This is a genomic window from Wenzhouxiangella sp. XN24 (assembly GCF_011064545.1).
In the GTDB taxonomy this organism is placed as follows: Bacteria; Pseudomonadota; Gammaproteobacteria; order Steroidobacterales; family XN24; genus XN24.
Map to the genome: position 1 here is coordinate 230,222 of NZ_JAAMFG010000021.1, position 25,205 is coordinate 255,426.

The following is a 25,205-nucleotide window of genomic DNA, read 5'->3' on the forward strand; positions in this document are numbered from 1 at the left end:
CGCCGTCATGACACATGCCGCGCCCCCGGGGCTGCGCACCGATCCCTGGCTGGCGGGCAGCGCGCTGGTCCTCGCCCTGCTCGGCGTGGTGATGGTGGCGTCCGCCTCGATCACGATGGCCGACCAGGTGCACGGCCAGCCGTTCTATTTCCTCGTGCGCCAGTCGATCTATCTCGCGCTCGGCCTGTGCGTCGCGGCCTTCTGCATGCTGGTGCCGATGCGCGCCTGGGAGCAGGGCTCGCCGCTCCTGCTGGCGCTGGGGATGCTGCTGCTGGTCGTCGTGCTGCTGCCCGGCATCGGCCACGAGGTCAACGGCGCCACGCGCTGGTTGCGCATCGGGCCGCTCAACCTGCAGGCCTCGGAGCCCGCACGGCTGTTGCTGTTGATGTACCTGTGCGGCTACGTGGCGCGGCGTCGCGGCGCGCTCGAGTCCGGTCTCAAGGGGCTGCTGTTCCCGATGGCGGTGGTGACGCTGGCGGGCGTGCTGCTCATGCTGCAGCCGGATTTCGGCGCCACGGCCGTGCTGTTCGCCACCGCGATCGGCGTGTTGTTCGTAGGCGGCATGCGCTTCGGTTACCTGATGCTCATCGGGGTGGCGGGCTTCACATCGCTCGCGCTGCTGGTGCTCACCTCCGAGTACCGCATGCGTCGGTTGACGGCCTTCCTGGATCCGTGGGCGGATCCGTGGAATTCCGGCTTCCAGCTCACCCAGTCGCTCATCGCGATCGCCCGCGGCGAATGGCTGGGTGTCGGGCTGGGCGGCAGCGTGCAGAAACTGTTCTACCTGCCGGAGGCGCACACCGACTTCGTGTTCGCGGTGTTCGCCGAGGAGTTCGGCCTCGTCGGCGTGTTCCTGATCGTGGCGCTGTTTGCGGTGCTGGTGGTGCGCGCCTATGCCATCAGCGCGGCCGCGGCGGCCGCGGAACGCGTGTTCGCGGCGTGCCTGGCCTTCGGCATCGGCACCTGGATCGGCCTGCAGGCCTTCATCAACATGGCGGTGAACATGGGCCTGCTGCCGACCAAGGGGCTGACATTGCCCCTGGTCAGCTACGGCGGCAGCAGCCTGCTGGTCACCGGGGCAGCCATCGGCCTGCTGCTGCGCATCCATTACGAACTCCAGGCGGACGGCTATGCCGGACGCCGCAAGCGGCGGTCCAGGTCATGAGCGGCCGGGTGCTGATCATGGCGGGCGGCACGGGCGGACACGTGTTCCCGGCGCTGGCCGTGGCCGACGCCTTGCGGGCGCGCGGCATCGAAGTGGTGTGGATGGGCACCCGTCTCGGGCTCGAGGCGCGCGTGGTGCCGGAGGCGGGGATCCGGGTCGAGTGGATCGCCATCGCCGGCCTGCGCGGCAAGAATCTCCTCACGCGGCTCGCCGCGCCGTTCCGCATCCTGCTGGCGGTGGCGCAGGCCTTGCGCATCATGTTGCGCGTCAAGCCGGCCGTGGTGCTCGGCATGGGCGGCTACGCGGCGGGTCCGGGGGGAGTCGCCGCCTGGCTGACGCGCCGGCCGCTGGTGATCCACGAGCAGAATGCGATCGCCGGGACCACCAACCAGATCCTCGCGCGCCTCTCGAGTCGCGTCCTCGCCGCGTTTCCCGGCGCGTTCCCCGGCGGGGTCTCGAGCATGGTCGTCGGTAACCCGGTGCGCGCGTCGATCGCCGCGCTGCCCGGTCCGGACCGGCGCCTCGCGGACCGCACGGGGCCCGTGCACCTGCTGGTGCTGGGTGGCAGCCAGGGGGCCCTGGCCCTGAACCAGACCGTGCCCGAAGCGCTCGCGCACCTGCCGGAAGAGCAGCGCCCGCTGGTCCGCCACCAGGCGGGGCGCAACACGCTGGAGGTCGCTCGCGCAGCCTATGCACGTTTCGGGGTCGCCGCGGAGGTGAGCGAGTTCATCGACGACATGGCGGCGGCCTATGGCTGGGCCGATCTCGCGATCTGTCGTTCGGGTGCGCTGACCGTTTCCGAGCTGGCGGCGGCCGGCGTCCCCGCCGTCCTCGTGCCGTTCCCGGCCGCGGTGGACGACCACCAGACCCTGAACGGCGGCTACCTGGTGGCGGCCGGCGCCGCGGTGCTGGTGCCGGAGTCCCAGCTCGATCCCGACCGTCTCTCGCATGTGCTGGCGGGCCTCTTGGGCGACCGCGGGCGGCGCCTGGACATGGCGCGGCGCGCACGCGGCGCGGCGCGTACCGAGGCGCTCAGCACCATCGAGCGGGTATTGCTCGACGTCGGCGGGCTGGCCGCGGAGGAGGCGCGATGAAAAACCGCATGCGCCGCGTCAATCGTATCCATTTCGTCGGCATCGGCGGCTCGGGCATGGGCGGCATCGCCGAGGTGCTGCTCAACCTCGGCTACGACGTGCAGGGTTCGGACCTGAAGTCCGGCCCGGTCGTGGAGCGCCTGGCTTCGCTCGGCGCGCGCGTGATGATCGGCCACAGTGCGGCGCACCTGGAGAACGTGGACGTCGTGGTGGTGTCCAGCGCGGTATCCGCCGACAACCCCGAGGTCACGGCGGCCCAAGAGCGCCGCATCCCGGTGGTGAAACGCGCCGAGATGCTCGCCGAGCTGATGCGCTTCCGTTACGGGATCGCGGTCGCGGGAACCCACGGCAAGACCACGACCACGAGCCTGGTCGCGAGCGTCCTCGCCGAGGCGGGCTTCGACCCGACCTTCGTCATCGGCGGCCGGCTGAACAGCGCCAACACGCACGCGCGCCTCGGCGCCGGCCGTTTCCTCGTCGCCGAGGCCGACGAGAGCGATGCCTCCTTCGTCCACCTGCAACCCATGCTCGCCGTGGTGACCAACGTCGAGGCCGACCACATGGCGACCTACGGCGGCGACCTCGAGCAGCTCCACCAGACCTTCGTGGATTTCCTGCACAACCTGCCGTTCTACGGCCTGGCCATCGTGTGCGTGGACGACCCCGGTGCGGCCTCGCTGCTGGCGCGTGTGCCGCGCGCCGTGCTGACTTACGGCTTCGATGAGCGCGCCGATCTGCGCGCCACGAATTTTCGCCAGGAAGGCCGCGTGTCGCGTTTCACCGTGACGCGTCCGGGCGGGGCCGCGCCGCTGGAGGTCGAGCTCAAGCTCGCCGGGCGGCACAACGCGCAGAATGCGCTCGCGGCGATCGCGGTGGCCCAGGAGCTGGAGGTCGAGGACGCCGCGTTGCTGCGCGCGCTCGCCGGCTTCGGGGGGATCGACCGGCGCATGCAGGAACTCGGCGAGATCGCTGCGGGCGAGGGCACGGCCCTGCTGGTGGACGATTACGGTCACCATCCGACCGAGCTCGAGAAGACGCTCGAAGCGATCCACGGCGCCTGGCCGGGTCGCCGCGTCGTCGTGGCTTTCCAGCCGCATCGCTACAGCCGCACCCGCGACCTCATGGATGACTTTGCGCGCGTGCTCTCCGGCACCGACGCGCTGTTGCTCTGCGAGGTCTATGCCGCGGGCGAGGATCCGGTGTCGAATGCCGACGGCCGGGCGCTGGCCCGCGCGATCCGCTCGCGCGGCAAGGTCGAGCCGGTGTTCGTCGAGCGGGTCGAAGACCTTCCCGAGGCGCTGGTCGGGGTGCTTCGCGCGGATGACCTGCTGGTGACCTTCGGCGCCGGCAGCATCGGCGCGGTTGCAGCGCGGCTGCCGGAGCAGCTGCCGCCGGGAGCCTCGTCGTGATGGCCGTGTTGCGCACGCCACCGCCCCATGCGCCACGCGGCGAGCTGCGCCATGGCGAGCCGATGTCCCGGCACACGTCCTGGCGGGTGGGCGGACCGGCCGACACCTGGTTCCGTCCCGCCGACCTCGACGACCTGGCGGCCTTTCTTGCCGCGCTCGATCCTGCCACGCCCGTTCACCTGGTCGGCCTCGGCAGCAACCTGCTGGTGCGCGACGGCGGGGTGCGCGGCGTCGTGATCGGCACGCACGGCGTGTTGTCCGGAATGGCGCGCTCCGGGGAACGGGGGATTCGCGCGGAGGCGGGCGTGCCCTGCGCGAAGATCGCGCGCAGCTGCGCGCGCTGGGGGCTCGGCGCCGGGGAGTTTTTCGCCGGCATCCCGGGGACGCTCGGCGGCGCCCTGGCGATGAACGCCGGCGCATTCGGCGGCGAGACCTGGGACTACGTGGTGGCCGTGGAGACGCTGGATCGTGCCGGGGTCCGCCGCCGGCGGGCACGCGACGAGTACGCGACCGGTTATCGCAGCGTGCAGGGGCCGGCCGGCGAATGGTTCATCGCCGCGGAGCTCGCATTCCCCGCGGGGCGCCCGACCACCCAGGCCTCCATCCGCGAACTGCTGGTGAAGCGCAAGGCCACCCAGCCGATCGGCGAGCCGAGCTGCGGTTCCGTGTTCACCAACCCGCCCGGCGACCATGCCGCGCGGCTGATCGAGGCCGCGGGGTTGAAGGGCTGTCGCATCGGCGGCGCCGAGGTGTCGCCCAAGCATGCCAACTTCATCATCAACACCGGGACGGCCACCGCCGCCGATATCGAACGGCTGATGGCGCATGTCGCCGCCGAGGTGGAGCGGCTGCATGGCGTGCGGCTCGAGACCGAGGTGCGCGTGATCGGCGAACCCGCGACCGATGCGCCCGGCACGCCTGCCGCGCCGCGCGCCGCGGCCGGCAAGATCGGCGCGTCCGGGGAGGGCTCGTCATGAGCCGGGTCCCGGTTACCGCAGCCGCGGACTTCGGGCGCGTCGCCGTCCTGCTGGGCGGGACCTCCGCGGAGCGCGAGATCTCGCTGCTCACCGGCGAGGCGGTGCTCGCCGCGTTGCGCAGACGCGGCGTGGATGCCGAGGGGGTCGATCCCGCGTCGGGCCTCGAGCCGCTCTTGAGCGGCGGTTTCGATCGCGCCTGGATTGCGCTGCACGGCCGCGGCGGCGAGGACGGCCTGATGCAGGGCGCGCTCGAGACCCTCGGCATGCCCTACACCGGCAGCGGCGTGCTCGGCTCGTCGCTGGCGATGGACAAGCTGCGCAGCAAGCAGCTGTTCGTCGCCTGGGCGCTCGCCACGCCGCGCTGGCGGGTGATGCGCGCGGCCGACGAAGCGGCCTCCGTGGTGGCGGAATTCGGCCTGCCGTTGATCGTCAAGCCGGCCGGCGAGGGGTCGAGCGTCGGCATGAGCAAGGTGACGGAAGCCGCCCGGCTGCCTGCGGCATGGGCCGAGGCAAATCGTTGGGCGGGCCCGGTGCTGGTCGAGGAGTGGGTGTCGGGCGAGGAATACTCGGTGGGCGTGCTGCAGGGAGACACGCTGCCGGCCGTGCGCATCGAGACGCCGCGCGCCTTCTACGACTACGAGGCGAAGTACTTCTCCGACGAGACGCGTTACCACTGCCCCTGCGGGCTCGATCCGGCGCGCGAAGCGGATTTCGCGCGACTCGCGCGGCTGGCGTTCGAAGCCGTCGGCGCGAGCGGCTGGGGTCGCGTCGATTTCCTGCTGCCGGCCGACGGCGTGCCGCGATTCCTGGAGGTCAACACGATCCCGGGCATGACCAGCCACAGCCTCGTGCCGATGGGCGCGCGGCAGGCCGGTATCGATTTCGACGAACTGGCCTGGCGCGTGCTGGAAACCAGTTTTGGCCGGGCGACGGCCGGGGAGGGGACGCATGGCACGCGCGGCTAAGTCCACCCGCCGGTCCCGGCGCACCGCCAGGCCCCGTTTCGAGTGGCGGTGGCCGGCCCTGCCCGCGTGGCCGTGGCGCCGGCTCGCAGGCGGCACCGTTATCGCGGCCGCGCTCGTGGCCGGGACCTGGGGCCTGGCGCTGTTGCTGGACCGTCCCATCCGCGCGGTGACCGTGCACGGACCGTTCGAGCGGGTCAGCGTGCTGCAGGTCGAAGCGGCGGTCGGCAGCCTGCGCACGGCAGGGTTCCTCGGCGTGCGGCTCGAGCAGTTGCGCGAACAGATCGTCGCCATCGACTGGGTGGACGACGCGATCGTGCGCCGTCGCTGGCCGGCGGAAATCGAGATCACCGTCATCGAACAGGCCCCCGCGGCGCGCTGGGGCGACAGCGGCCTGCTGAACACACGCGGCGAGCTGTTCGTGCAGGACGCGCGGCATGTCCCGGCGGAATTGCCGCGCCTCTCCGGGCCGGAGGGCAGCGAGGCCAGTGTGGCGCGGAAATATCTCGATGCCCGGGCGACGCTGGCCGCGACCGGCTTCCGGCTGCGGGTGCTGGAGCTGGACGAGCGCGGCTCATGGCGCATCGAGCTGAGCAACGGTGTGGAGCTGCGCCTCGGACGGCAGTCCTTCGAGACACGATTGCGGCGCTTCGCCCGCGTGGCCGCGCCATTGCTCACACCCCGGGTGGCCGAAGTCGGCTACGTGGACCTGCGCTACAGCCGCGGCTTCGCCGTCGGCTGGCGCGAGCGCGGCGCCGCGGCCGCAAGCAGCGAGGGACCTACGCACGATGGCTAAGCGCAACGCCAGGGAAACGATCGTCGGACTGGATATCGGCACCTCCAAGGTGGTCGCGATCGTCGGTGAACTCATGGAGGAAGGCGGGCTGGAGATCATCGGCATCGGCAGTCACCCCTCGCGCGGGCTGAAGAAGGGCGTGGTGGTCAATATCGAGTCCACCGTGCTGTCGATCCAGCGCGCGGTGGAGGAGGCCGAGCTGATGGCCGGCTGCGAGATCTCCGAGGTCTACGCGGGGATCGCGGGGAGCCACGTGCGCAGCCTCAACTCGCACGGCATCGTCGCCATCCGCGAGCGCGAAGTGACGCCGGGCGACGTGGACCGGGTGATCGACGCCGCGCGGGCGGTGGCCATTCCGGCCGACCAGAAGATCCTGCACATCATCCCGCAGGAATTCCTCATCGATCACCAGGAAGGGATCCGCGAGCCGATCGGCATGTCGGGCGTGCGCCTCGAGGCGAAGGTGCACATGGTCACCGGCGCCGAGTCCGCCGCGCAGAACATCATCAAGTGCGTGCAGCGCTGCGGCCTGACCGTCGTGGATATCGTGCTCGAACAGCTCGCCTCCAGCCACGCGGTGCTGTCCGAGGACGAGAAAGAACTCGGCGTCTGCCTGGTGGACATCGGCGGCGGCACCACCGACATCGCGGTGTTCTCCGGCGGCGCGATCCGCCACACGGCGGTGATCCCGATCGCCGGCGACCAGGTGACCAACGACATCGCGGTGTCCATGCGCACGCCGACGCAGTACGCCGAGGAAATCAAGATCCGCTATGCCTGCGCGCTGTCGCAGCTGGCGAACCCGGACGAGACCATCGAGGTGCCGAGCGTGGGCGACCGGCCGCCGCGGCGCCTCGCGCGCCAGACGCTGGCCGAGATCGTCGAGCCTCGCTACGAGGAGCTGTTCACGCTGATCCGCAACGAGGTCGCGCGCAGCGGCTTCGACGACATGATCGCGGCCGGCGTGGTGCTCACCGGCGGCAGTTCGAAGATGGAAGGCGCCATCGAGCTGGCGGAGGAAGTGTTCCACCTGCCGGTGCGCCTCGGCGTGCCGCACGGCGTGACCGGGCTGGCCGACGTGGTGCGCAACCCGATCCACGCGACCGGCGTCGGGCTGTTGAAGTACGCGCTGCACGAGATGCAGCACAAGCAAGGAGAGTCGCCGATGAGCGGCGGAATCAAGGACGTCTGGGCCCGCATGAAAGCGTGGTTCCAGGGCAATTTCTAAGTAACACAGGGGCGGGGTTCATCCCCGAGGAGAGCGGTAATGTTCGAACTGGTAGACGGATACAACACGAACGCGATCATCAAGGTGATCGGCGTGGGCGGAGGCGGCGGCAACGCCGTGTCCTACATGATGGAATGCGGCATCGACGGCGTGGAGTTCATCTGCGCCAACACGGACTCGCAGGCGCTGAAGAACTCGCGGGTGAAGTCCGCGATCCAGATCGGCTGCAACATCACCAAGGGGCTTGGCGCGGGGGCGAACCCGGACCTCGGGCGCCAGGCGGCGATGGAGGATCGCGATCGCATCCAGGAAGCCATCGAGGGCAGCGACATGCTGTTCATCACGGCGGGCATGGGCGGCGGCACCGGCACGGGCGCGGCGCCGATCGTCGCGCAGGTGGCCAAGGAGCTCGGCATCCTGACGGTGGCGGTCGTGACCAAGCCCTTCGGCATGGAGGGCCGCAAGCGCCTGGACATCGCGGAGAACGGCATCACCGAGTTGTCCAAGTACGTGGACTCGCTGATCACGATCCCGAACCAGAAGCTGCTCACGGTGCTGGGCAAGCAGACCACGCTGCTGGACGCCTTCAAGTCGGCCAACCAGGTGCTGCAGGGGGCGGTGCAGGGTATCGCCGAGCTGATCACCCGGCCCGGCCTGATCAACGTCGACTTCGCCGACGTGCGCACCGTGATGTCCGAGATGGGCATGGCGATGATGGGCACGGGGCGCGGCACCGGCGAGGACCGGGCGCGCGAGGCCGCCGAAGCGGCGATTTCCAGCCCGCTGCTGGAGGACATCAACCTCGAGGGTGCCAAGGGCATCCTGGTGAACGTCACGGCGGGGATGGACCTGTCGATCGGTGAGTTCGACGAGGTCGGCAACGTGGTCAAGGAAAGGGCCTCCGACGACGCCACGGTGGTGATCGGTACGGTCATCGATCCGTCCATGGAGGGCGAGGTGCGCGTCACGGTCGTCGCCACGGGGCTCGGCGGGGTGGTGCGCCAGCGCGAACCCGAGTTGCGCGTGGCCAGCAGCACCCGCCGCCAGCCGCGTGTGCGGCAGGGCGTCGGCATCGGACCCGTGAACTACAACGAGCTGGACGCGCCGCCGGTGGTGAGGCGGCGTGCCGAGGAGGTCGAAGAGCAGGAAGTCGAGGCGCCGAAGCGGGCCGTCGGCCAGAGCTTCGACTACCGGGCCGACCCCGAGATGCTCGATATCCCGGCTTTCCTGCGCCGCCAGGCCGACTGAGACCGGTACGATGCCTCCCGGGGGAGCCCCGCTCTTCCTCCCCCGGGAGGCGTCCGTTTTAGCATTTTGTGAAAATTATGTTACCTTGTCTCGTTAGTTTGCCCTGAGAAGCGTAACGGCTGGCTGCCTTACGCTCCTTTCATGTGGGCGCACCGAACACGACGGGGCCGTAGCGGCCCCGGCGCTCCGGCCGGGCCGGGCGCGACACGGAGAGGCGTGATGCTGAAACAGCGGACCCTGAAAAACACTATCCGGGCGACGGGCGTCGGCCTGCACACCGGCGAGAAAGTCCTCATGACGCTGGGACCGGCCCCGGTCAATTCCGGCATCGTGTTTCGCCGCAGCGACCTGGACCCGGCCCCGCAGATTCGCGCGGACGGCATGCTGGTCGGCGAGACCACCCTCGGGACGACCCTCGTGCAGGACGGCGTGCGCGTGGCCACGGTCGAGCACCTGATGTCGGCTTTCGCCGGCCTCGGCATCGACAACGCGACGGTCGAACTGTCCGCGACGGAAGTGCCGATCATGGATGGCAGCGCCGGGCCGTTCGTGTTCCTGATCCAGTCCGCCGGGATCGCGGAACAGTCCGCCGCCAAGCGTTTCATCCGCATCCGCCGGCCGGTGGAGGTCCACGAGGGCGACAAGTGGGCGCGTTTCACCCCCTTCGACGGCTTCAAGGTCAATTTCGAGATCGAATTCGATCACCCGGTGTTCAAGCGCCATGCCCAGACTGCCTCGATGGACTTCGGCACGACCTCGTTTCTCCGCGAGATCAGCCGCGCGCGCACCTTCGGCTTCATGCGCGACATGGAGTTCCTGCGCTCGATGAACCTCGGTCGCGGCGGCAGCCTCGACAACGCCATCGTGCTCGACGACTACCGGATCCTCAACGACGACGGGCTGCGCTACGAGAACGAGTTCGTGCGCCACAAGATTCTCGACGCCATCGGCGACCTCTACCTGCTCGGTCACAGCATCATCGGCGAGTTCAGCGGCTACAAGTCCGGGCACGGCCTGAACAACCAGTTGCTGCGCGAACTGGTGCGCAACGAATCCGCCTGGGAAGAAGTGACCTATGCGGACGAGCGCGACGCGCCCTTGAGCTTTGCCGCCGCCGCGGCCTGAGCCTGATCGCCGCGGCTCGGCGGGCGGGCCGGACCTCGATCGCCGCAGCTCAGCGCGTCGGCCGGACCTTGACGTGCACGCGGGTCACGGCGCCGTCGTAACGCGGCGCGAGGCGCGCGACGAGCTCCGGGGCATGAAAACGAATGCGGGTCGCCCAGGCGGCGCTGTCGGCCAGGATCACGACGGTATGCTCGTGCAGGACGGCGCCGGTGACGTGGGCCGCCAGTTCATCCGGCAACAGGGTACGCACGCGGGCATCGAGCTCGCCCGCCTCCCGGGCCCTCAGGACGAGCTGCGACAGGTCGTTTCCGGCCAGCAAGTCCTTGAGCTGCTTGGGTTCTCCGCGAGTGATGTGGTTTTCCCCGAGTTGAGTGAGCGGTGATTTTGCGGCATAGTGGCTAAGCTTGTAAAAGGCAAAGGCGTCGAGAGGCGCCGGCGCAAAGCCACCGGTCTGAGGTTTCCGGTCCTGGTGGGCCGGACTGGCGACAGCGGAGCTGCCGAGCATGACTGAACGAAAAACCAGCAACATACCTGGCCGAAACCGGTTCGCCGGACGCCCGTTGCCTGTCGTCCCGTCCCCCGGGAGGCGGTCGTGAACCTGCTGGTATTCACTTCCCGCACCGGACGCACCCGCCAGGTTCCCCTGAGCCCGCGACCCGTGCTGCTGGTTTCCCTGGCTGTTCTCGCGCTCGTGTTCGTGGCGGGCCTCCTGGCCGGCCGCATTTCCCAGCCCGAAGAAGAGCCGGCGATCATCGCCGAGCTGCGCGCCACCCTCGAGGCCCAGCAGGACGAACTCGCCGCCATCCGCGACCAGTCCGGACGCAATCTCGACGCGCTGGCCATCCGCCTCGGCCAGCTGTCCGCCCACATCACCCGCCTGGACGCCCTCGGGCAGCGCCTCGTGACCATGGCGGATCTCGAGGACGGCGAGTTCAATTTCGGCTCCATGCCGCCGCAGGGCGGGCCCGACCCGGTCGAGGACGCGGCCTCGCTGCGCTCCGGCGAGATCTCCGTGCTGCTCGACGAGCTCGAGTACCAGATCGCGGATCGCACCCGCCAGCTCGACGTACTCGAGGCGCTGCTGTTCAACCGCCGCCTCAACGATGAAGTCCGCCTCGAGGGGCGTCCCATTCGCGGCGGCTGGACCTCTTCGGGCTACGGCTATCGCACCGATCCGTTCACCGGCAAGCGCGCCTTCCACAGCGGGCTCGATTTCGTCAGCCCGGCGGGCAGTGACGTGCTGGCGATCGCCGCGGGCGTCGTCACTTTCTCCGGCAAGCGCGCCAACTACGGTTACCTGATCGAGATCGATCACGGCAACGGCCTCGTCACCCGCTACGGCCATAACACCGAAAACCTGGTGACGGTCGGCGACGCCGTGAAGAAGGGCGAGGTGATCGCCCTGGTGGGTTCGACCGGCCGCTCGACCGCGCCCCACGTTCACCTGGAAGTGATCGAGAACGGCCGGCACGTCAATCCGCGCCAGTACCTGAAGTGACGCCGCGAGGCGCCGACGCGCGCGGTTTCGGCGGCCGGCAGTTTCCCCCTTGGGCTCGAGGCCGTAAAATACGCGGTCTTTGAGCGTCGGCGGCGCCCGTCGCCGCCAGCCACAGAATCTTTTCACGGGCGCCCGCGCCGCGAGCGTGCCCCGAGGTATCCAGCAGTGCGCAATCTGTTCGCAGGGATTTTCGGCAGCCGTAACCAGCGACTGCTCAAGAGCTATTCGAAAAACGTCAAGCAGATCAACGCGCTGGAGGAGACCGTCAGCGCCCTGTCGCCGGAGGACATGAAGGCCCGCACCGCCGAGCTGAAGGCCGAGGTCGAGGCCGGCAAGACGCTCGACGCCGTGCTGCCGGAAGCCTTCGCCCTGGCCCGCGAGGCGGCGAAACGGGCCCTGGGCATGCGCCATTTCGACGTCCAGCTGATCGGCGGCATGGCGCTGCACGAGGGCAAGATCTCGGAAATGCGCACCGGCGAAGGCAAGACGCTGGTCGCGACCCTGCCGGCCTACCTGAACGCCCTGTCCGGCAAGGGCGTGCACATCGTCACCGTCAACGAGTACCTCGCGCAGCGCGACGCCGAGTGGATGGGACCGGTGTACGAGACGCTCGGCCTCACGGTCGGCGTCATCCGCTCCAACCAGGATCCGGCCGAGAAGCATGCGGCCTACGGCGCCGACATCACCTACGGCACGAACAACGAGTTCGGTTTCGACTACCTGCGCGACAACCTCGCCTTCAGCCTCGAGCAGCGCTCGCAGCGCGGCCTGAACTTCGCGATCGTCGACGAGGTCGACTCGATCCTCATCGACGAGGCGCGCACCCCGCTGATCATTTCCGGTCCGGCCGAGGACAGCACCGAGACCTACCTGAGGGTGAACCAGCTCGTGCCGCAGCTCGAGCCGCAGGTCGAGAAGGAAGGGCCCGGCGATTTCAGCGTCGATGAGAAAGCCAAGCAGGCCTTTCTCACCGAAGAGGGCCACGCCAAGGTGGAGGCCCTGATGGCCTCGGCCGGGCTGATCCAGCCGGGCGAAAGCCTTTACGACGCGCGCAACATCATGCTGATGCAGCACCTGGCCGCCGCCCTGCGCGCGCATTTCATCTATCGCCGCGACGTCGAGTACATCGTCAAGGACGGCGAGGTCATCATCGTGGACGAGTTCACCGGCCGCACCATGCCGGGACGCCGCTGGTCGGACGGCCTGCACCAGGCAATCGAGGCCAAGGAAGGGGTCAAGGTCCGCCAGGAGAACCAGACGCTCGCCTCGATCACTTTCCAGAACTTCTTCCGCATGTACGAGACCCTGTCCGGCATGACGGGCACGGCCGACACGGAGGCCTTCGAGTTCCAGCAGATCTACGGTCTCGAGGTCGTGGTGATCCCGACCCACCGCCCCATGATCCGCGCCGACCACGCGGACCTGGTCTACCTGACGAAGAAAGACAAGTTCGACGCCATCCTCGACGACATCCGCGACTGCCGTGAACGCGGCCAGCCGGTGCTCGTGGGCACGACGTCCATCGAGACCTCCGAGCTGTTGTCCAGCGTCATGACCAAGGAGAAGATCGGCCACGAGGTGCTCAACGCCAAGCAGCACGCCCGCGAGGCGGAAATCGTGGCGCAGGCGGGGCGGCCCGGCGCGGTGACCATCGCCACCAACATGGCGGGGCGCGGCACCGACATCGTGCTCGGCGGCAGCATCGTCGCGGACCTGGACGCGGCCGGGGACGACCCGGAGAAGCAGGCGAAGGTCAAGGAAGAATGGCAGGCGCGTCACCAGCAGGTGATCGACGCCGGCGGGCTGCACATCATCGGCACCGAGCGCCACGAGTCGCGGCGCATCGACAACCAGCTGCGCGGCCGCTCAGGGCGCCAGGGCGACCCGGGTTCGAGCCGCTTCTACCTGTCGATGGAAGACAACCTCATGCGCATCTTCGGCGAGCCGGAGAAGACCAAGGCGTTGCTCTCGCGCGTCGGCATGAAGGAAGGCGAGGTCATCGAGAGCCGCATGCTGAGCCGCCAGATCGAGCGGGCCCAGCGCAAGGTCGAGGCGCACAACTTCGACATCCGCAAGCAGCTGCTCAAGTACGACGACGTCGCCAACGACCAGCGGCGCGTGATCTACGGCCAGCGCACGGAGCTGATGGAAGCCGAGGAGATCGGCGATTCCATCGCGGGGATCCGCGAGGAGGTCGTCAACGATCTCGTCGAGCGTTTCGTGCCCGCGAACAGCGTCGAGGAGCAGTGGGATATCGAAGGCCTGGAGAAGCAGCTCGACATCGACTTCGGCTTCACCCTCGACCTCGCGGCCTGGATCAAGGAGGACCCGGACGCGGATCCCGAGCGCATCGCCGCGCGCGTGCTCGAGGAGGCGGACCGCCGCTACGAGGAGAAGGTCGAGAAGATCGGGGACAAGGTCATGCGGCAATTCGAGAAGGCCGTGATGCTGCAGCAGCTCGACGTGCAGTGGAAGGAGCATCTCGCGGCGATGGACTACCTCCGCCAGGGCATCCACCTGCGCGGCTACGCGCAGAAGAACCCCGAGCAGGAGTACAAGCGCGAAGCCTTCCAGATGTTCAGCGACATGCTCGACCGCGTGAAGCGCGACGTCATCAGCATCGTGTCGCGCGTGCAGATCCGCAGCCAGGAAGAAGTGGACGCCATCGAGCGCCAGCGTCGCGAGGCGGCCGCCATGAAGCTGCAGCTGCAGCATGGCGAAGCGCAGTCCGCCACCGGCGGCCCCGGCCCAGGTTCGGCCCCTGGCGCTGGCCCCGGTCCCGTCGCCCAGCGGGCCCGCCCGCCGGCGGCCGGCGCCGAGGCGGCCGAACCCTTCGTCCGCCCGGAACGCAAGGTGGGCCGCAACGAGCCGTGCCCCTGTGGCTCGGGCAAAAAGTACAAGCACTGCCACGGGCAGCTGAACTGAGCTCCGCGCGACCGCGTATCCACGTGGTGGCTGCCGTCCTGGCCAGGGCGGACGGCCGCGTGCTGATCGCCCAACGGCCGGCCGGCAAGCCCATGGCCGGCGCCTGGGAGTTTCCCGGCGGCAAGCTCGATCCCGGCGAGGAGCGCTTCGCCGGGCTCGCGCGCGAGCTCGACGAGGAGCTCGGCGTGCAGGTCGAGGCTGCGCGCCCCCTGATCCGCTACGTGCACAGTTACCCGGAGCGGGACGTCGATCTCGACACCTGGCGGGTGACGCGCTGGCACGGCGAGCCGCGTGGGCTCGAGGGCCAGGCGCTGGACTGGCGCGCGCCGGACACGCTGGCGGCTAGGGACACGCTGGGCGCCGGGGACACGCTGGCCACGATGGGACTGCTGCCGGCGGACGCGGCAATCGTCTCGGCGCTGCGCCTGCCCAGCCTGCTGTCCGTCACGCCCCCGGCCGCGCCCGATGGGGAGGCGGCGTTCCTCGACGCGCTGGAGACGGCAGCGGGAAGCGCGCCGTTGATCTGCCTGCGCCGCCCGGACCTGGAGCCCGCGGCCCTGCTCGAACTGGCGGCCGGTGCGGCATGCCGGATCGAGGACACGGGCGCCCGGTTGCTGCTGCACGGCGAGCCGGCGGCGCTCGCGCCGCTGTTGCTGGAGCCACCGGCGGCGTTGCGCGCGCGGCTCGGCGACGCGATCGCGGGCTTGCACGTCCCCGCGCGCAGCCTGGCAGGCCTGTCCGCGCGGCCCGTGCCGGCTTCGTTGTGGTTCGGCGCCTCCTGCCACGACGCAGCGGAGCTGGAAGCGGCCCGGAGTGCGGGCGCCGATTACGCGTTCCTCGGGCCCGTGCAGCCGACGGCCAGCCATCCCGGCGCTCCGGGGATCGGCTGGCCGGCATTCACGGCCGCCGTGGAGCCGCTGGCGATGCCGGTCTACGCGATCGGGGGGCTAGGGCCGCAGGATCTCGACGAGGCCTGGCAGGGTGGTGCGCAGGGAGTAGCGGCGATCCGGGGCTTGTGGCCGGGGAGGCCTGCAGATTCATAGTCGGTCTCGGCCCTGGCGAGAACGTCACCGAGGAATCGAACGCCGCGAAGCGGCCCGTCAATCCCGTCGGCGATCGTCCGGCAGGTCGAGCTCGCCCTCGATGTCGCTGCCGCCGTCCCCATGGGCGTCGCCGGGAATGGCGTGCTCCTCGCTGAACCACTGGCCCAGGTCGATGAGCCGGCAGCGCTCGCTGCAGAACGGCCGCCAGCGCGCCGCCGGCGACCAGGTGACACGCTTGCCGCAATGCGGACAGGAGACTTCGTGCATGACGCGGCTCAGCAGCAGGTCAGGTCGAAGCTGACGTTCTCGGTGACCTGCACGGGCCGCTGCTCCGGGCCCGACCAGGTCAGGAAGCGCACGGTGACGCGGTGCTGGCCGCCGCTGATCTCCGGGTAACAGCCCGTGCCGGCGGGCAGCGTGATGCGCACCAGCTGGCAACCCATCGAGCGGTCGATCTGGTGCTGGAACATGCCGCCCGGGGCCGTCTCGGGACGGCCCGGCGAAGATTCGCGCGTGAGCCAGAGCAGCTGGCCGATGGCGTCGCACAGCGGCTTGAGATGACGGAACCAGGCCTGGAAGTCCTCGTAGCGCTGCGTCTCGGGCAGGTTCAGCCAGTGCTTGAAGTCCGGCAGGTCGAATTCGCAGGTGCCGCCGGGAATCGCGCTGCGATGACGGATCGAGGCGAGGAACTCGGAGTCCTTGAGCGGCTGGGTGTAGTTGGCGCCGCAGGTGCCGAGTTGTGCGCGCAGCTGCGAAATGCGCTCCAGCAAGGCATCGAGCCGGCTGCGATCCACGCCCGGGCGGCTGGCGAAGCCGGTGAGCAGGGTCGCGTGGCGCTCGAGGTCCTTCAGCGCCTCGCCGCGCACGTCGCCGCGGGTGACGATCGCGAGGATCTCGATGAGGCTGCCCATGGCCGCGCGGCTCGCCCAGGCGGAGGGCTGGCGCGCATGATGCTGGGCCTGGCGCGCAAGAAACTCGATGCGCAGGAAAGTCCGCATCCGCTCGGTGAGCGGCTGTTCATAGACGATCGTGTCCCGGGCGGGCTGCGAGGCCGGGGCATTCGCCGTGCCTTGGTTCATCGCGCGATTCTGTACGATGCTGCGCGGCACCGCAAACGTTGCGTGGCCAACGCGGCGCCGTCAACGGGTCCCGGGCTCAAGGCAGGCGCAGCCCCGGCGGGTCGTGCTCTGCGCCGGCGGCCATTTCGCGGTACAGGGCGTCGAGCGTGTCCACGGCGGCGGCCAGGCGCTCCGGCGGACCGTCGTTGACGATGACGTCGTCGGCCGCCGCGAGGCGCTGTTCCCGCGTCGCCTGGCTGGCCAGGATCGCGCGCGCCAGGGTCTCGTCCCCGCCGTCGCGCGCCAGCAGGCGCTCCAGCTGGGTTTCGGCCGGGCAATCCACCACGAGCACACGGTCCGGCCAGTCGGCGAGGCCGAACTCCACGAGCAGGGGCGCGACGATGACCTGGTACGGCCCGCCGGCGGCTTCGGCGTGCGCCACGGCCGCGGCGAAAATCCGCGGATGCAGCATGGCCTCGAGCCGCTTGCGCGCCGGCGGGTCGTGAAACACCCGCGCGCGCAGCCGCGCCCGGTCCAGCGTCCCGTCGGCGGCCAGCACCTCGGTGCCGAAGGCCGCGACGATCTCCGCGAGGCCCGGTTCCCCCGGCGCCACGACTTCGCGCGCCACCTGGTCGAGGTCGATGACCGGCACGCCGTGCGCGCCGAACAGCCGGGCCACGGTCGATTTACCGCTGGCGATGCCGCCCGTCAGGCCGATGCGGATGCGCTGGTCACGGAACTCCGGTGCGCGCATCAGTTCAACCGGCGCCGGCGTAGCTCAGCCACGCCCCGGTCAGGGCCGGGCCCCAGATCATGGCGATCCAGCCGGCGGCCGCGAGGTACGGGCCGAAGGGGATCGGCACCTGGCGATCGCGCCCCAGCAGCAGGATCATGGCGATGCCGACCACCGCGCCCACCAGTGCAGAAAGCAGGATCACCAGGGGGAGCATCTGCCAGCCCAGCCACGCGCCGAGCGCGGCGAGCAGCTTGAAGTCGCCGTAACCCATACCCTCGCGCCCGGTGGCGAGCTTGAAGCCCTGGTACACCAGCCAAAGCGCCAGGTAGCCGGCCACCGCGCCGATCAGCGCGTCCTCGATGGCGACGAAGGCATGCTCGCCGGCGAAGAGGTTGAACAGCAGCCCGGCCCAGAGCAGCGGCAGGGTGATGCTGTCGGGCAACAGTTGCTCGTCGATGTCGATGAAGGTCAGGGCGATCAGCGTCCCGGTCAGGCCGATACCCGCCAGCGCAGTCCAGGGCCACGGCAACAGCCAGGCCGTGGCGGCGAACATGAGCCCGGTCAGCAGCTCCACCGCCGGGTAGCGCGGCGAGATTCGCTGCTTGCAGCCGGCGCAGCGGCCGCGGAGTGCCAGCCAGCTGAACACGGGGACGTTCTCGATCGCGCGGATGGGGCGGTTGCAGCCCGGACAGCGCGAGCGCGGCGCCACCAGGTCGAAGCGACCCTCGGGAAGCTCGGGCGCCGGCTGCGCCATCTCCTCGGCACACTGTGCGCGCCACTCGGCCCGCATCATGATCGGGAGGCGGTGCACTACGACATTGAGAAAGCTGCCCACCAGCAACCCGAACAGCAGCGCGATCCCGGCAAGCACGGCGGGCGGCAGGGTCGCGAGTGACTCCACGTCGGCGGCGGCCTTCGCGGCGCCGGCGCTAGACGACCGCGCCGAGCTTGAAGATCGGCAGGTACATGGCGATGACCAGGCCGCCGACCAGGATGCCGAGGATCGCCATGATCATCGGTTCCAGCAGCGCGGAGAGGTTGTCCACGGCATCGTCCACGTCACGCTCGTAGAAGTCCGCTACCTTGGCGCACATCTCGTCCAGCGAGCCGGACTCCTCGCCGACCGCCACCATCTGGATCACCATGTTGGGGAACAGTTCGGTGGCCTCCATGGCGCGCTGCAGGCGCTGGCCCGTGGCGACCTCCGTGCGGATCTCCATGGTCGCCTTCTCGTAGACGATGTTGCCCGTGGCGCCGGCGACCGACTCCAGGGCTTCGACCAGTGGCACGCCGGCGGCGAACATGGTGGAGAGGGTGCGGGTGAAACGGGCGATGGCGGCCTTGCGGATGATCTCGCCGAGGACCGGGGTCTTGAGCAGGGCGCGGTCGAGGAATTCGTTCATGCGCTTGGACCGGCGCTTGAAGTACATGAAGACCGTCGCGATTCCGACGACGCCGAGGATGATCAGTACTCCGTTTCCACGTACGAAGCGCGAAATGCCCACTACGAACTGCGTGAATGCCGGCAGGTCGGCGCCGAAGCCCTGGAAGATGCTTTCGAACTGCGGGATGACAAACACTAGGAGCACGGCGGTCACTATGACGGCCACCGCCAATACTGCGATCGGGTAGGTCAATGCCTTCTTGATTTTCTTCTTGATTGCCTCGGTCTTTTCCTTGTACGTGGCAATCTTGTCGAGCAGGTTCTCCAAGGCGCCCGATTGCTCGCCGGAGTTCACCAGGTTGACGAACAGCTTGTCGAAATAGAGCGGGTGCTTGGCCAGCGCCTCGGCCAGCGTGGTGCCGCTCTCCAGGTCCACCTTGATGGCGGAGAGCAGTTTTTGCATGCTGGGGTTCTCGTGGCCGTTGGCGACGATATCGAACGCCTGAACCAAGGGGATGCCGGCCTGCAACATGGTGGCCAGCTGGCGGCTGAAGATCGCGATGTCTTCCGTCGTTATCTTGGCGCGCTTCTGGAAGAGAGTGCTCTGGCGGCGGATCTGTGTCGGCACGAGGCCCTGTCGCCGCAAGCTGGCGCGCACGGCCGCCTCGTTGACGGCCACCACCGTGCCCTTGAGGACGGTGCCGCGCGGGTCCTTGCCCTGCCAGGAGAACGGATACTGTTTTGCGGCTTGTGCCATGGCGATTTACTCGTCGGGTTCGTTGTCGGTCCAGGGAGCGGCTAGTCGATAGTGACGCGATTGACTTCCTCGAGGCTGGTCACGCCGTTCTTGACCTTGAAAAGCCCGGCGCGGCGCAGGTCCCATATGCCTTCCTTGTCGGCCTCCGAGGCGATCTGCATCGCGTTGCCACCTTCCATGATGATCCGGCCGATGGTCTCTGAGATTGGCATCACTTGGAAGATGCCCGCCCGGCCCTTGTAGCCGTCGTTGCACTTGTTGCAGCCGACGGGACCGTAGATCGTAAGGCCTTCGTCCACCTCGGCTTCCGAGAAACCCTCCCGCAGCAGGGCCTCGCGCGGGATGTCGCGGGCTTCCTTGCAGTTGTCGCAAAGCCGCCGCGCCAGGCGTTGGGCGATGATCAGGCTGACCGATGAGGCGATGGCGTAGGGCGCCACGCCCATGTCCACCATGCGCGTGAGGGTCTTGGGTGCGTCGTTGGTGTGCAGTGTGGAGAGCACGAGATGGCCTGTCTGCGCGGCCTTGATGGCGATCTCCGCCGTCTCGAGATCACGAATCTCGCCGACCATGATGATGTCCGGGTCCTGGCGCAGGAAGGCGCGCAGGGCCGAGGCGAAGGTCAGGCCCACCTTGGGATTAACATTGACCTGGTTGACGCCGGGGAGGTTGATTTCGGCCGGGTCCTCCGCGGTCGAGATGTTGCGATCCTCTGTGTTTAGGATATTCAAGCCCGTGTACAGGGAGACGGTCTTGCCGCTGCCGGTCGGGCCGGTGACGAGGATCATGCCGTAGGGCTTCGACAATGCATCAAGGTAAAGCTGTTTCTGGAAATCCTCGTAGCCTAGTGCGTCGATGCCGAGCTTCGCCTGGCTCGGGTCGAGGATACGCATGACGACTTTTTCGCCGTAAAGCGTCGGCAGCGTATTGACACGGAAGTCGATCGCGCGGTTCGCTGAAAGCTTCAGCTTGATACGCCCATCCTGCGGCACGCGGCGCTCGGCGATGTCCATCCGCGCCATGACCTTGATGCGTGCCGTGACTTTGTTCGCCAGCGCCACCGGCGGCTTGGTGATTTCCTTCAGTACGCCGTCGAGCCGCGTGCGCACCCGGTAGAACTTCTCGTAGGGCTCAAAGTGAATATCCGACGCACCCTTGTGGATCGCGTCGATGAGGATCTTGTTGACGAAACGCACGATGGGCGCGTCATCGATCTCGTCCCGGCTCAGTTCGCCGCCCGAGTCTTCCTGTTCGTGGGTGACATCGATGTTATCGAGATCAAGGTCGTCGCCACCCAGTGCCTCGAAGGTCGTGTCGAGCGCCTCGGCGAGCTTCGCCAGCACGGCGTCGAGCTTGTTGTCCTCGACGACGATCGCCTCGATGCTCATGCCCGTGGCGAATTTGATCTCGTCGATCGCCTGCAGGCGCGTCGGGTCGGAGACGCCGACGAACACCTTTCGTCCGCGGCGGAAAAGCGGCAGGACACGGTGGCGATGGATCAGCTTGTCGTCGATCAGGCGCGCCGTCTCGAGATCCACCTCGATGGCGTCGAGATCCAGCACAGGCACGCCGAACTCATGGCAGGCCGCGCCAGCGATCTCGCGCGCGTCGGCGAGGTTCTTCTCCACGAGATAAGTCACGATCGAATTGCTCGAGGACTTCTGAGCCTCGACCTCGGCTTCGGCCGCGATCGACTCATTGATGATGCCTTCCTGGACCAAGCGTCGCGGGAGGCCGGAGAGTCTGGGTTGTATCGACGCTGCCATCGGAGAGCCTGTGTGGCGGGGTCCGGCAAGCCGGCCCATGGATGAGCCAGTTTCCAGCCAGCGCCGCGGGGAGGCTGCCGACTGGTTCACATAATCACCGGGAGTCTATCGCATGGCGAGTTGCTAACCAACACAATGAAAGAAGGGCGCTGTCCGATGGACAGCGCCCCCGCCGAGTTAACGGACTATCGTTTTCGTGCAACGCAGGTGATTAGTTATCTCGAAGAATCCTGTTACACGAGGTTAATTTACGTTACGGAGTAGGAGCAGCGCGGCGGCATTCTGCAGGAACAAACTTGTAGTTTGCTTCTGCGGCCGAACACGCCCAGGAAATGTTGCCGTCGCCGGTCAGATCAGGAGTATACGTGAGGACAACAGCGCGAGCAGCATCTGTCCCGGTTACAGTTATAGTCCCACTTGCATCGTCGCATGTGCTGGAAGCCACATTGGTTGTGGCGTCCGCAGCGACCGTAACACCAGCGCAGTTGCCAGCGCCAGGAATCGCAGCGCCACCAGCGTTGGCGATATTCTCGCCGACAGTTGCCTTGTAGCTCGACGCCAGCACGGCGAGTTCAGAAACGCGCGAGCGCACGGTGTAGTCCTGGTAAGCCGGCAGCGCGATGGCGGCCAGAATGCCGATGATCGCTACCACGATCATCAACTCGATGAGGGTGAAACCCGTCTGGCGGTGCACGTTGAGGTGCTGAAGTTGCTTATGCATTCGAATACTCCTTCGGAGTGGTCTGTAAAAAACCGGGTGCGGAATACACCGCGTGTATGAAGGAGAATGCAATTGGCGTGCCAAGCACTGCCGATGGTATCTAACTAGTTGATTTACATAGAGTCGATTGCCCTATGGAGGTGGCGGCGGCACAGCGTCACCCCGCTCCTGCATCCCTTCCACGTCCAAACGTGACGCGGGACGTCACTCCCGGCACGTCACTCGATCCCAAGTTTCTTGATGCGATACCGCAGCGCCCGAAACGTGATGCCCAGCTGACGGGCGGCCTGGGTCTTGTTGTAGCGGGTCTGCTCGAGGGCCTGGATGATGGCCGCACGCTCGAGTTCCTCGACCTGGTCGCCGAGCCCGTTCTCTCCACCTGGCGACACCCGTGGCCGAACCGGGTTCTGCCCCGGCTCGGGCTGGCGCAGCTGGATGTCCTCGGCCTCGATGCGGCCGTCCTCGCACAGTGCAATCGCCCGCTCCAGCACGTTCTCCAGCTCGCGGACGTTGCCGGGGAAGGAATGCGCCAGCAGCGCCTTCTTCGCCCCGGCTGAGAGCTCCCGGCACTCCACCCCGAGCTGGGCCGCGAGGCGGTCCAGGATGTGCTCGGCCAGCTCGAGAATATCGTCGCCGCGGTCGCGTAGCGGCGGAACGACCAGCTCGATGACGTTGATGCGGTAGTAGAGATCCTCTCGGAAGCGCCCGTCGGCGACCAGCGCGCCGAGGTCCTGGTGGGTCGCGGAAAGGAACCGGACGTCCACCGGGATTTCCTGGTTGCCGCCCACCGGGCGGACAGCGCGCTCCTGGATGACGCGCAGCAGCTTGACCTGCATGAGCAGCGGCAGCTCGGCGATCTCGTCGAGCAGCACGGTGCCGCCCTCGGCGCTGCGGATCAGGCCCTCGTGGTCGGCGGTGGCGCCCGTGAAGCTGCCCTTGAGGTGGCCGAACAGCTCGCTTTCCATCAGCTCGGACGGAATGGCGCCGCAGTTGACCGCGACGAAGGGGCCGCCGGCGCGGGGCCCGGAATCATGAATAAGCCGCGCGACGAGTTCCTTGCCGGTGCCGGAATCGCCGACGATGTGTACCGGCGCCTGGCTGCGCGCGACCTTGGAGATCATCTTGCGCAGCCGTTCCATGGGCGGCGAATCCCCCAGCAGAGGCTGGCGGTTGCCGCGCATGGCCGTCGAATCGACGTCCCGCTGCTCCACCTCGCGCAGCTTCAGCGCGGTGGTCACCAGCTTGCGCAGGTCCTTGACGCGCACCGGCTTGGAGACGAAGTCGTAGGCGCCCAGCTTGAGTGCACGCACGGCCGTTTCGACGTTGCCGTGGGCGGTGATCACCGCGACCGGGACGCCGGGCCGCTGGCTCTGCATCCACTGCACCAGCTCGAGGCCGTCGCCGTCGGGCAGGCGCATGTCGGTGAGGCAGAAGTGGAAATCGCCCAGTTGCAGCTTCTGGCGGGCCTCGGCGAGGTCGGCGGCCGTGTCCGGGGCGATATCCATGCCCTCGAGCGTCATGGACAACAGCTCGCGGATATCGGGTTCGTCGTCGACGATCAGGACGGTGGGGCGTGACACTCAGGTCTCCCAGCGTTGCGGATCCGCGAAGATAATACGAAATATGGTGCCGCCACCGTGACGCGGTTCGTAAACCAGCGCAGCGCGGTTCACCTCGCACAGTTCCCGTGAGATGAACAACCCGAGCCCGCTGCCGTCGCGGTGTTCCAGCTGGTTCGGCGCGCGGAAGAACGGCTCGAAGACCCGGTCGGCCAGCTCCGGCGCGATGCCCTGGCCGCGGTCGCGGACCTCGAGGTAGGGCCGGTCGGTCCCGGCGCGGCGGCCGATGGCCAGCTCGACGCGGAACTTCTCCCCCGCCCCCTGGCCGTAGCGCAGCGCGTTCTCGGCGAGGTTGGTCACGACCTGGTGCAGGTGGCCGGGGTCCATGCGCACCTCGACGGGTGCGCCTGAGATGTCGAGGTCGATGGCGGAGGTCGGGAGATCCGCCGAGCCCGCGAATTCCTCGACGAACTGCTTGCACCATTCCACCAGGTCGATGCGCTGCGGGTTGAGTTGCTCGCGCCGCGACAGCTGGAGGATGTTCTCCACGATGTTGCTGACGCGCACCGTGTTGTTCTCGATGATCGCGGTGAGCCGCTTCTGCGGGTCGTCCAGGTTCTCGGCCTCGCCGAGCAGCTGGGCGGCGTGGCTCAGCGCCCCGACCGGGTTGCGGATCTCGTGCGCCACGCTGGCGGAGAGCCGCCCGAGGGCGGCGAGCTTGGCCTGCTGGGCTTTCTCGGACTGGATCGTCGTGTCCTCGAGAAACACGAGCAAAGCACCGCTCTTCGGCCGGCCGATGGGGGCGAAAATGGGCGCGATGAGGGTCGTGCCGTCCGCCGAGGGGAAGGCGCCGGCCTGGTCCGTGTTCATCCCGGCTTCGCGCCAGCCGGCCACCGCCTGGTCGAGGCGCGGCGACACCTCGCCGATGCGGATGCCCCGCCAGCCGGGCCCGATGCCCAGGTACTTGGCGGCGGCCTCGTTCATGAGGCGGATCCGGTTGTCGCCGTCCAGCACCACGATGCTCTCGCGCAGGTTCTGCACGATGTACTCGTTGAGCTGGTTGAGGTTTTCGAGATCCACGCCGCGCTGCCGCGCGAGGGCCTCGCTCTCGTGGATGCGCCGCGCCAGCGGCGCCGCGGCGAAGGCCAGCATCATCAGCAGCGCACCGAACAGGCCGGCGGGCGCCACGTCGCCGACCGTGATGGTCCCGCGCGCGATGCCGAAGATCTGCAGGCCGAGCATGGCGAGGGTGGCCATGGACGCGTAAGCCAGGGCGCGCACGCGGGTGGAGATGAAGGACAGCGCGCCGATGGTGATGATCAAAAGGTTGCCGAGGCCGCTGGCCAGGCCGCCGCTGGCCCAGGTCAGCGCGCTGACGACGGCGATGTCCATGAGCCCCTGGGCCAGCGCCTGGGCCCGGACCGAGGGCCAGTGCTGGTTGGCCGCGAAGTCGTTGACCGCGGCGAACACGAAGCCCGACAGGATGGCGGCGAGAAACAGCTCGGGATTGGCGTCGCCGACGAAGCGCGGCTCCGAGGGATAGATGAACAGCGCGAACAAAAAGGCGCAGTACAACAGCCGGAAGGCGTTCAGCAGCCGCAGGGTCCGCCAGGAGAACTCCGGTGCCAGCGCTTCGGGACGGGTCGAATTCATGGCGAGGCCGTGGTCATTGTTGTTGGTTCCGTTGCCGGGCGGGCCGCCCGCGGCGACGCCCGGCCCTTTGCCTGCGGGGCGTCGATGGGACAGAATACCGGCCT

22 protein-coding genes and 1 riboswitch are annotated in these 25,205 nt (G+C 68.4%); of the genes, 12 read left to right on the plus strand and 10 right to left on the minus strand.

The genetic code is table 11. The features are described 5' to 3' along the window. Positions 1-7: 7 nt before the first annotated feature. The 9 genes from ftsW to lpxC all read left to right on the plus strand — a co-directional run bounded on the left by ftsW (position 8) and on the right by lpxC (position 10,004). Complete coding sequence (gene ftsW / locus G6032_RS02455; protein WP_240901891.1) at positions 8-1,165, plus strand: putative lipid II flippase FtsW; 1,158 nt, start codon at positions 8-10, stop codon at positions 1,163-1,165. Beyond that, on the plus strand, positions 1,162-2,259 hold the full coding sequence (gene murG / locus G6032_RS02460; RefSeq protein WP_165280543.1) for an undecaprenyldiphospho-muramoylpentapeptide beta-N-acetylglucosaminyltransferase: 1,098 nt from the start codon (positions 1,162-1,164) through the stop codon (positions 2,257-2,259). The genes ftsW and murG overlap by 4 nt, the downstream gene beginning before the upstream one ends. Continuing rightward, on the plus strand, positions 2,256-3,668 hold the full coding sequence (murC, locus tag G6032_RS02465; protein ID WP_240901893.1) for a UDP-N-acetylmuramate--L-alanine ligase: 1,413 nt from the start codon (positions 2,256-2,258) through the stop codon (positions 3,666-3,668). Before murG ends, murC begins: the two co-directional genes overlap by 4 nt. Further along, a complete protein-coding gene (gene murB, locus G6032_RS02470; protein ID WP_165280599.1) occupies positions 3,668-4,645 on the plus strand; it encodes a UDP-N-acetylmuramate dehydrogenase in 978 nt (325 codons plus the stop codon). The genes murC and murB overlap by 1 nt, the downstream gene beginning before the upstream one ends. Continuing rightward, on the plus strand, positions 4,642-5,610 hold the full coding sequence (locus tag G6032_RS02475) for a D-alanine--D-alanine ligase (RefSeq protein ID WP_165280544.1): 969 nt from the start codon (positions 4,642-4,644) through the stop codon (positions 5,608-5,610). Before murB ends, G6032_RS02475 begins: the two co-directional genes overlap by 4 nt. Then, complete coding sequence (locus G6032_RS02480) at positions 5,594-6,403, plus strand: cell division protein FtsQ/DivIB (protein ID WP_165280545.1); 810 nt, start codon at positions 5,594-5,596, stop codon at positions 6,401-6,403. The genes G6032_RS02475 and G6032_RS02480 overlap by 17 nt, the downstream gene beginning before the upstream one ends. Beyond that, positions 6,396-7,631 (plus strand): cell division protein FtsA, encoded by a 1,236-nt coding sequence (gene ftsA, locus G6032_RS02485; protein ID WP_165280546.1) that lies wholly within the window; start codon positions 6,396-6,398, stop codon positions 7,629-7,631. The genes G6032_RS02480 and ftsA overlap by 8 nt, the downstream gene beginning before the upstream one ends. Before the next feature lie 39 nt (positions 7,632-7,670). After that, a complete protein-coding gene (gene ftsZ / locus G6032_RS02490; RefSeq protein ID WP_165280547.1) occupies positions 7,671-8,879 on the plus strand; it encodes a cell division protein FtsZ in 1,209 nt (402 codons plus the stop codon). Between the two features lie 219 nt (positions 8,880-9,098). Continuing rightward, a complete protein-coding gene (gene lpxC / locus G6032_RS02495; protein ID WP_165280548.1) occupies positions 9,099-10,004 on the plus strand; it encodes a UDP-3-O-acyl-N-acetylglucosamine deacetylase in 906 nt (301 codons plus the stop codon). 49 nt (positions 10,005-10,053) lie between these two features. Here lpxC and G6032_RS02500 read toward each other — a convergent pair whose 3' ends face one another. Next, positions 10,054-10,323, minus strand: a complete 270-nt coding sequence (locus tag G6032_RS02500) for a DciA family protein (protein WP_165280549.1) — start codon at positions 10,321-10,323, stop codon at positions 10,054-10,056. A gap of 83 nt (positions 10,324-10,406) precedes the next feature. After that, a riboswitch (cyclic di-GMP riboswitch) is annotated at positions 10,407-10,506 on the plus strand. A 90-nt stretch (positions 10,507-10,596) separates the two neighbouring features. Here G6032_RS02500 and G6032_RS02505 point away from each other — a divergent pair. The 3 genes from G6032_RS02505 to G6032_RS02515 all read left to right on the plus strand — a co-directional run bounded on the left by G6032_RS02505 (position 10,597) and on the right by G6032_RS02515 (position 15,470). After that, positions 10,597-11,502, plus strand: coding sequence for a M23 family metallopeptidase (locus tag G6032_RS02505; protein WP_165280550.1), 906 nt, complete (start codon positions 10,597-10,599; stop codon positions 11,500-11,502). Positions 11,503-11,667: 165 nt separating this feature from the next. Continuing rightward, on the plus strand, positions 11,668-14,427 hold the full coding sequence (gene secA, locus G6032_RS02510; protein ID WP_165280551.1) for a preprotein translocase subunit SecA: 2,760 nt from the start codon (positions 11,668-11,670) through the stop codon (positions 14,425-14,427). Next, positions 14,424-15,470, plus strand: a complete 1,047-nt coding sequence (locus G6032_RS02515) for a Nudix family hydrolase (protein WP_206211767.1) — start codon at positions 14,424-14,426, stop codon at positions 15,468-15,470. The genes secA and G6032_RS02515 overlap by 4 nt, the downstream gene beginning before the upstream one ends. 57 nt (positions 15,471-15,527) lie before the next feature. Here G6032_RS02515 and G6032_RS02520 read toward each other — a convergent pair whose 3' ends face one another. The 9 genes from G6032_RS02520 to G6032_RS02560 form a co-directional block, all read right to left on the minus strand. Beyond that, the gene (locus tag G6032_RS02520) at positions 15,528-15,737 is read right to left on the minus strand and encodes a DNA gyrase inhibitor YacG (protein WP_165280552.1); all 210 of its coding nucleotides are present in this window, start codon (positions 15,735-15,737) and stop codon (positions 15,528-15,530) included. An 8-nt stretch (positions 15,738-15,745) separates the two neighbouring features. Then, positions 15,746-16,549, minus strand: coding sequence for a cell division protein ZapD (gene zapD / locus G6032_RS02525; RefSeq protein ID WP_165280553.1), 804 nt, complete (start codon positions 16,547-16,549; stop codon positions 15,746-15,748). A 76-nt stretch (positions 16,550-16,625) separates the two neighbouring features. After that, a complete protein-coding gene (gene coaE, locus G6032_RS02530; RefSeq protein WP_165280554.1) occupies positions 16,626-17,282 on the minus strand; it encodes a dephospho-CoA kinase in 657 nt (218 codons plus the stop codon). 4 nt (positions 17,283-17,286) lie between these two features. Then, positions 17,287-18,165: an A24 family peptidase gene (locus G6032_RS02535; protein WP_165280555.1), complete on the minus strand. Its 879-nt coding sequence runs from the start codon at positions 18,163-18,165 to the stop codon at positions 17,287-17,289. Between the two features lie 28 nt (positions 18,166-18,193). Then, positions 18,194-19,405 carry a type II secretion system F family protein gene (locus G6032_RS02540; protein ID WP_165280556.1) on the minus strand — a complete coding sequence of 404 codons (1,212 nt, stop codon included), beginning with the start codon at positions 19,403-19,405 and terminating at the stop codon, positions 18,194-18,196. A gap of 41 nt (positions 19,406-19,446) precedes the next feature. Then, entirely contained in the window at positions 19,447-21,168 is a 1,722-nt protein-coding gene (gene pilB / locus G6032_RS02545) for a type IV-A pilus assembly ATPase PilB (RefSeq protein ID WP_165280557.1), read from the minus strand. Between the two features lie 253 nt (positions 21,169-21,421). Further along, positions 21,422-21,889, minus strand: coding sequence for a pilin (locus tag G6032_RS02550; protein WP_165280558.1), 468 nt, complete (start codon positions 21,887-21,889; stop codon positions 21,422-21,424). 218 nt (positions 21,890-22,107) lie between these two features. Then, on the minus strand, positions 22,108-23,469 hold the full coding sequence (locus G6032_RS02555) for a sigma-54 dependent transcriptional regulator (protein ID WP_165280559.1): 1,362 nt from the start codon (positions 23,467-23,469) through the stop codon (positions 22,108-22,110). Continuing rightward, positions 23,470-25,101, minus strand: a complete 1,632-nt coding sequence (locus tag G6032_RS02560) for an ATP-binding protein (RefSeq protein ID WP_165280560.1) — start codon at positions 25,099-25,101, stop codon at positions 23,470-23,472. Between the last annotated feature and the right edge of the window lie 104 nt (positions 25,102-25,205).

Coding starts and splice junctions, on each gene's coding strand:
- ftsW (WP_240901891.1), top strand. CDS start 8: ATGACACATGCCGCGCCCCCGGGGCTGCGCACCGATCCCTGGCTGGCG.
- murG (WP_165280543.1), top strand. CDS start 1,162: ATGAGCGGCCGGGTGCTGATCATGGCGGGCGGCACGGGCGGACACGTG.
- murC (WP_240901893.1), top strand. CDS start 2,256: ATGAAAAACCGCATGCGCCGCGTCAATCGTATCCATTTCGTCGGCATC.
- murB (WP_165280599.1), top strand. CDS start 3,668: ATGGCCGTGTTGCGCACGCCACCGCCCCATGCGCCACGCGGCGAGCTG.
- G6032_RS02475 (WP_165280544.1), top strand. CDS start 4,642: ATGAGCCGGGTCCCGGTTACCGCAGCCGCGGACTTCGGGCGCGTCGCC.
- G6032_RS02480 (WP_165280545.1), top strand. CDS start 5,594: ATGGCACGCGCGGCTAAGTCCACCCGCCGGTCCCGGCGCACCGCCAGG.
- ftsA (WP_165280546.1), top strand. CDS start 6,396: ATGGCTAAGCGCAACGCCAGGGAAACGATCGTCGGACTGGATATCGGC.
- ftsZ (WP_165280547.1), top strand. CDS start 7,671: ATGTTCGAACTGGTAGACGGATACAACACGAACGCGATCATCAAGGTG.
- lpxC (WP_165280548.1), top strand. CDS start 9,099: ATGCTGAAACAGCGGACCCTGAAAAACACTATCCGGGCGACGGGCGTC.
- G6032_RS02520 (WP_165280552.1), bottom strand. CDS start 15,737: ATGCACGAAGTCTCCTGTCCGCATTGCGGCAAGCGTGTCACCTGGTCG.
- zapD (WP_165280553.1), bottom strand. CDS start 16,549: ATGAACCAAGGCACGGCGAATGCCCCGGCCTCGCAGCCCGCCCGGGAC.
- coaE (WP_165280554.1), bottom strand. CDS start 17,282: ATGCGCGCACCGGAGTTCCGTGACCAGCGCATCCGCATCGGCCTGACG.
- G6032_RS02540 (WP_165280556.1), bottom strand. CDS start 19,405: ATGGCACAAGCCGCAAAACAGTATCCGTTCTCCTGGCAGGGCAAGGAC.
- pilB (WP_165280557.1), bottom strand. CDS start 21,168: ATGGCAGCGTCGATACAACCCAGACTCTCCGGCCTCCCGCGACGCTTG.
- G6032_RS02550 (WP_165280558.1), bottom strand. CDS start 21,889: ATGCATAAGCAACTTCAGCACCTCAACGTGCACCGCCAGACGGGTTTC.
- G6032_RS02560 (WP_165280560.1), bottom strand. CDS start 25,101: ATGAATTCGACCCGTCCCGAAGCGCTGGCACCGGAGTTCTCCTGGCGG.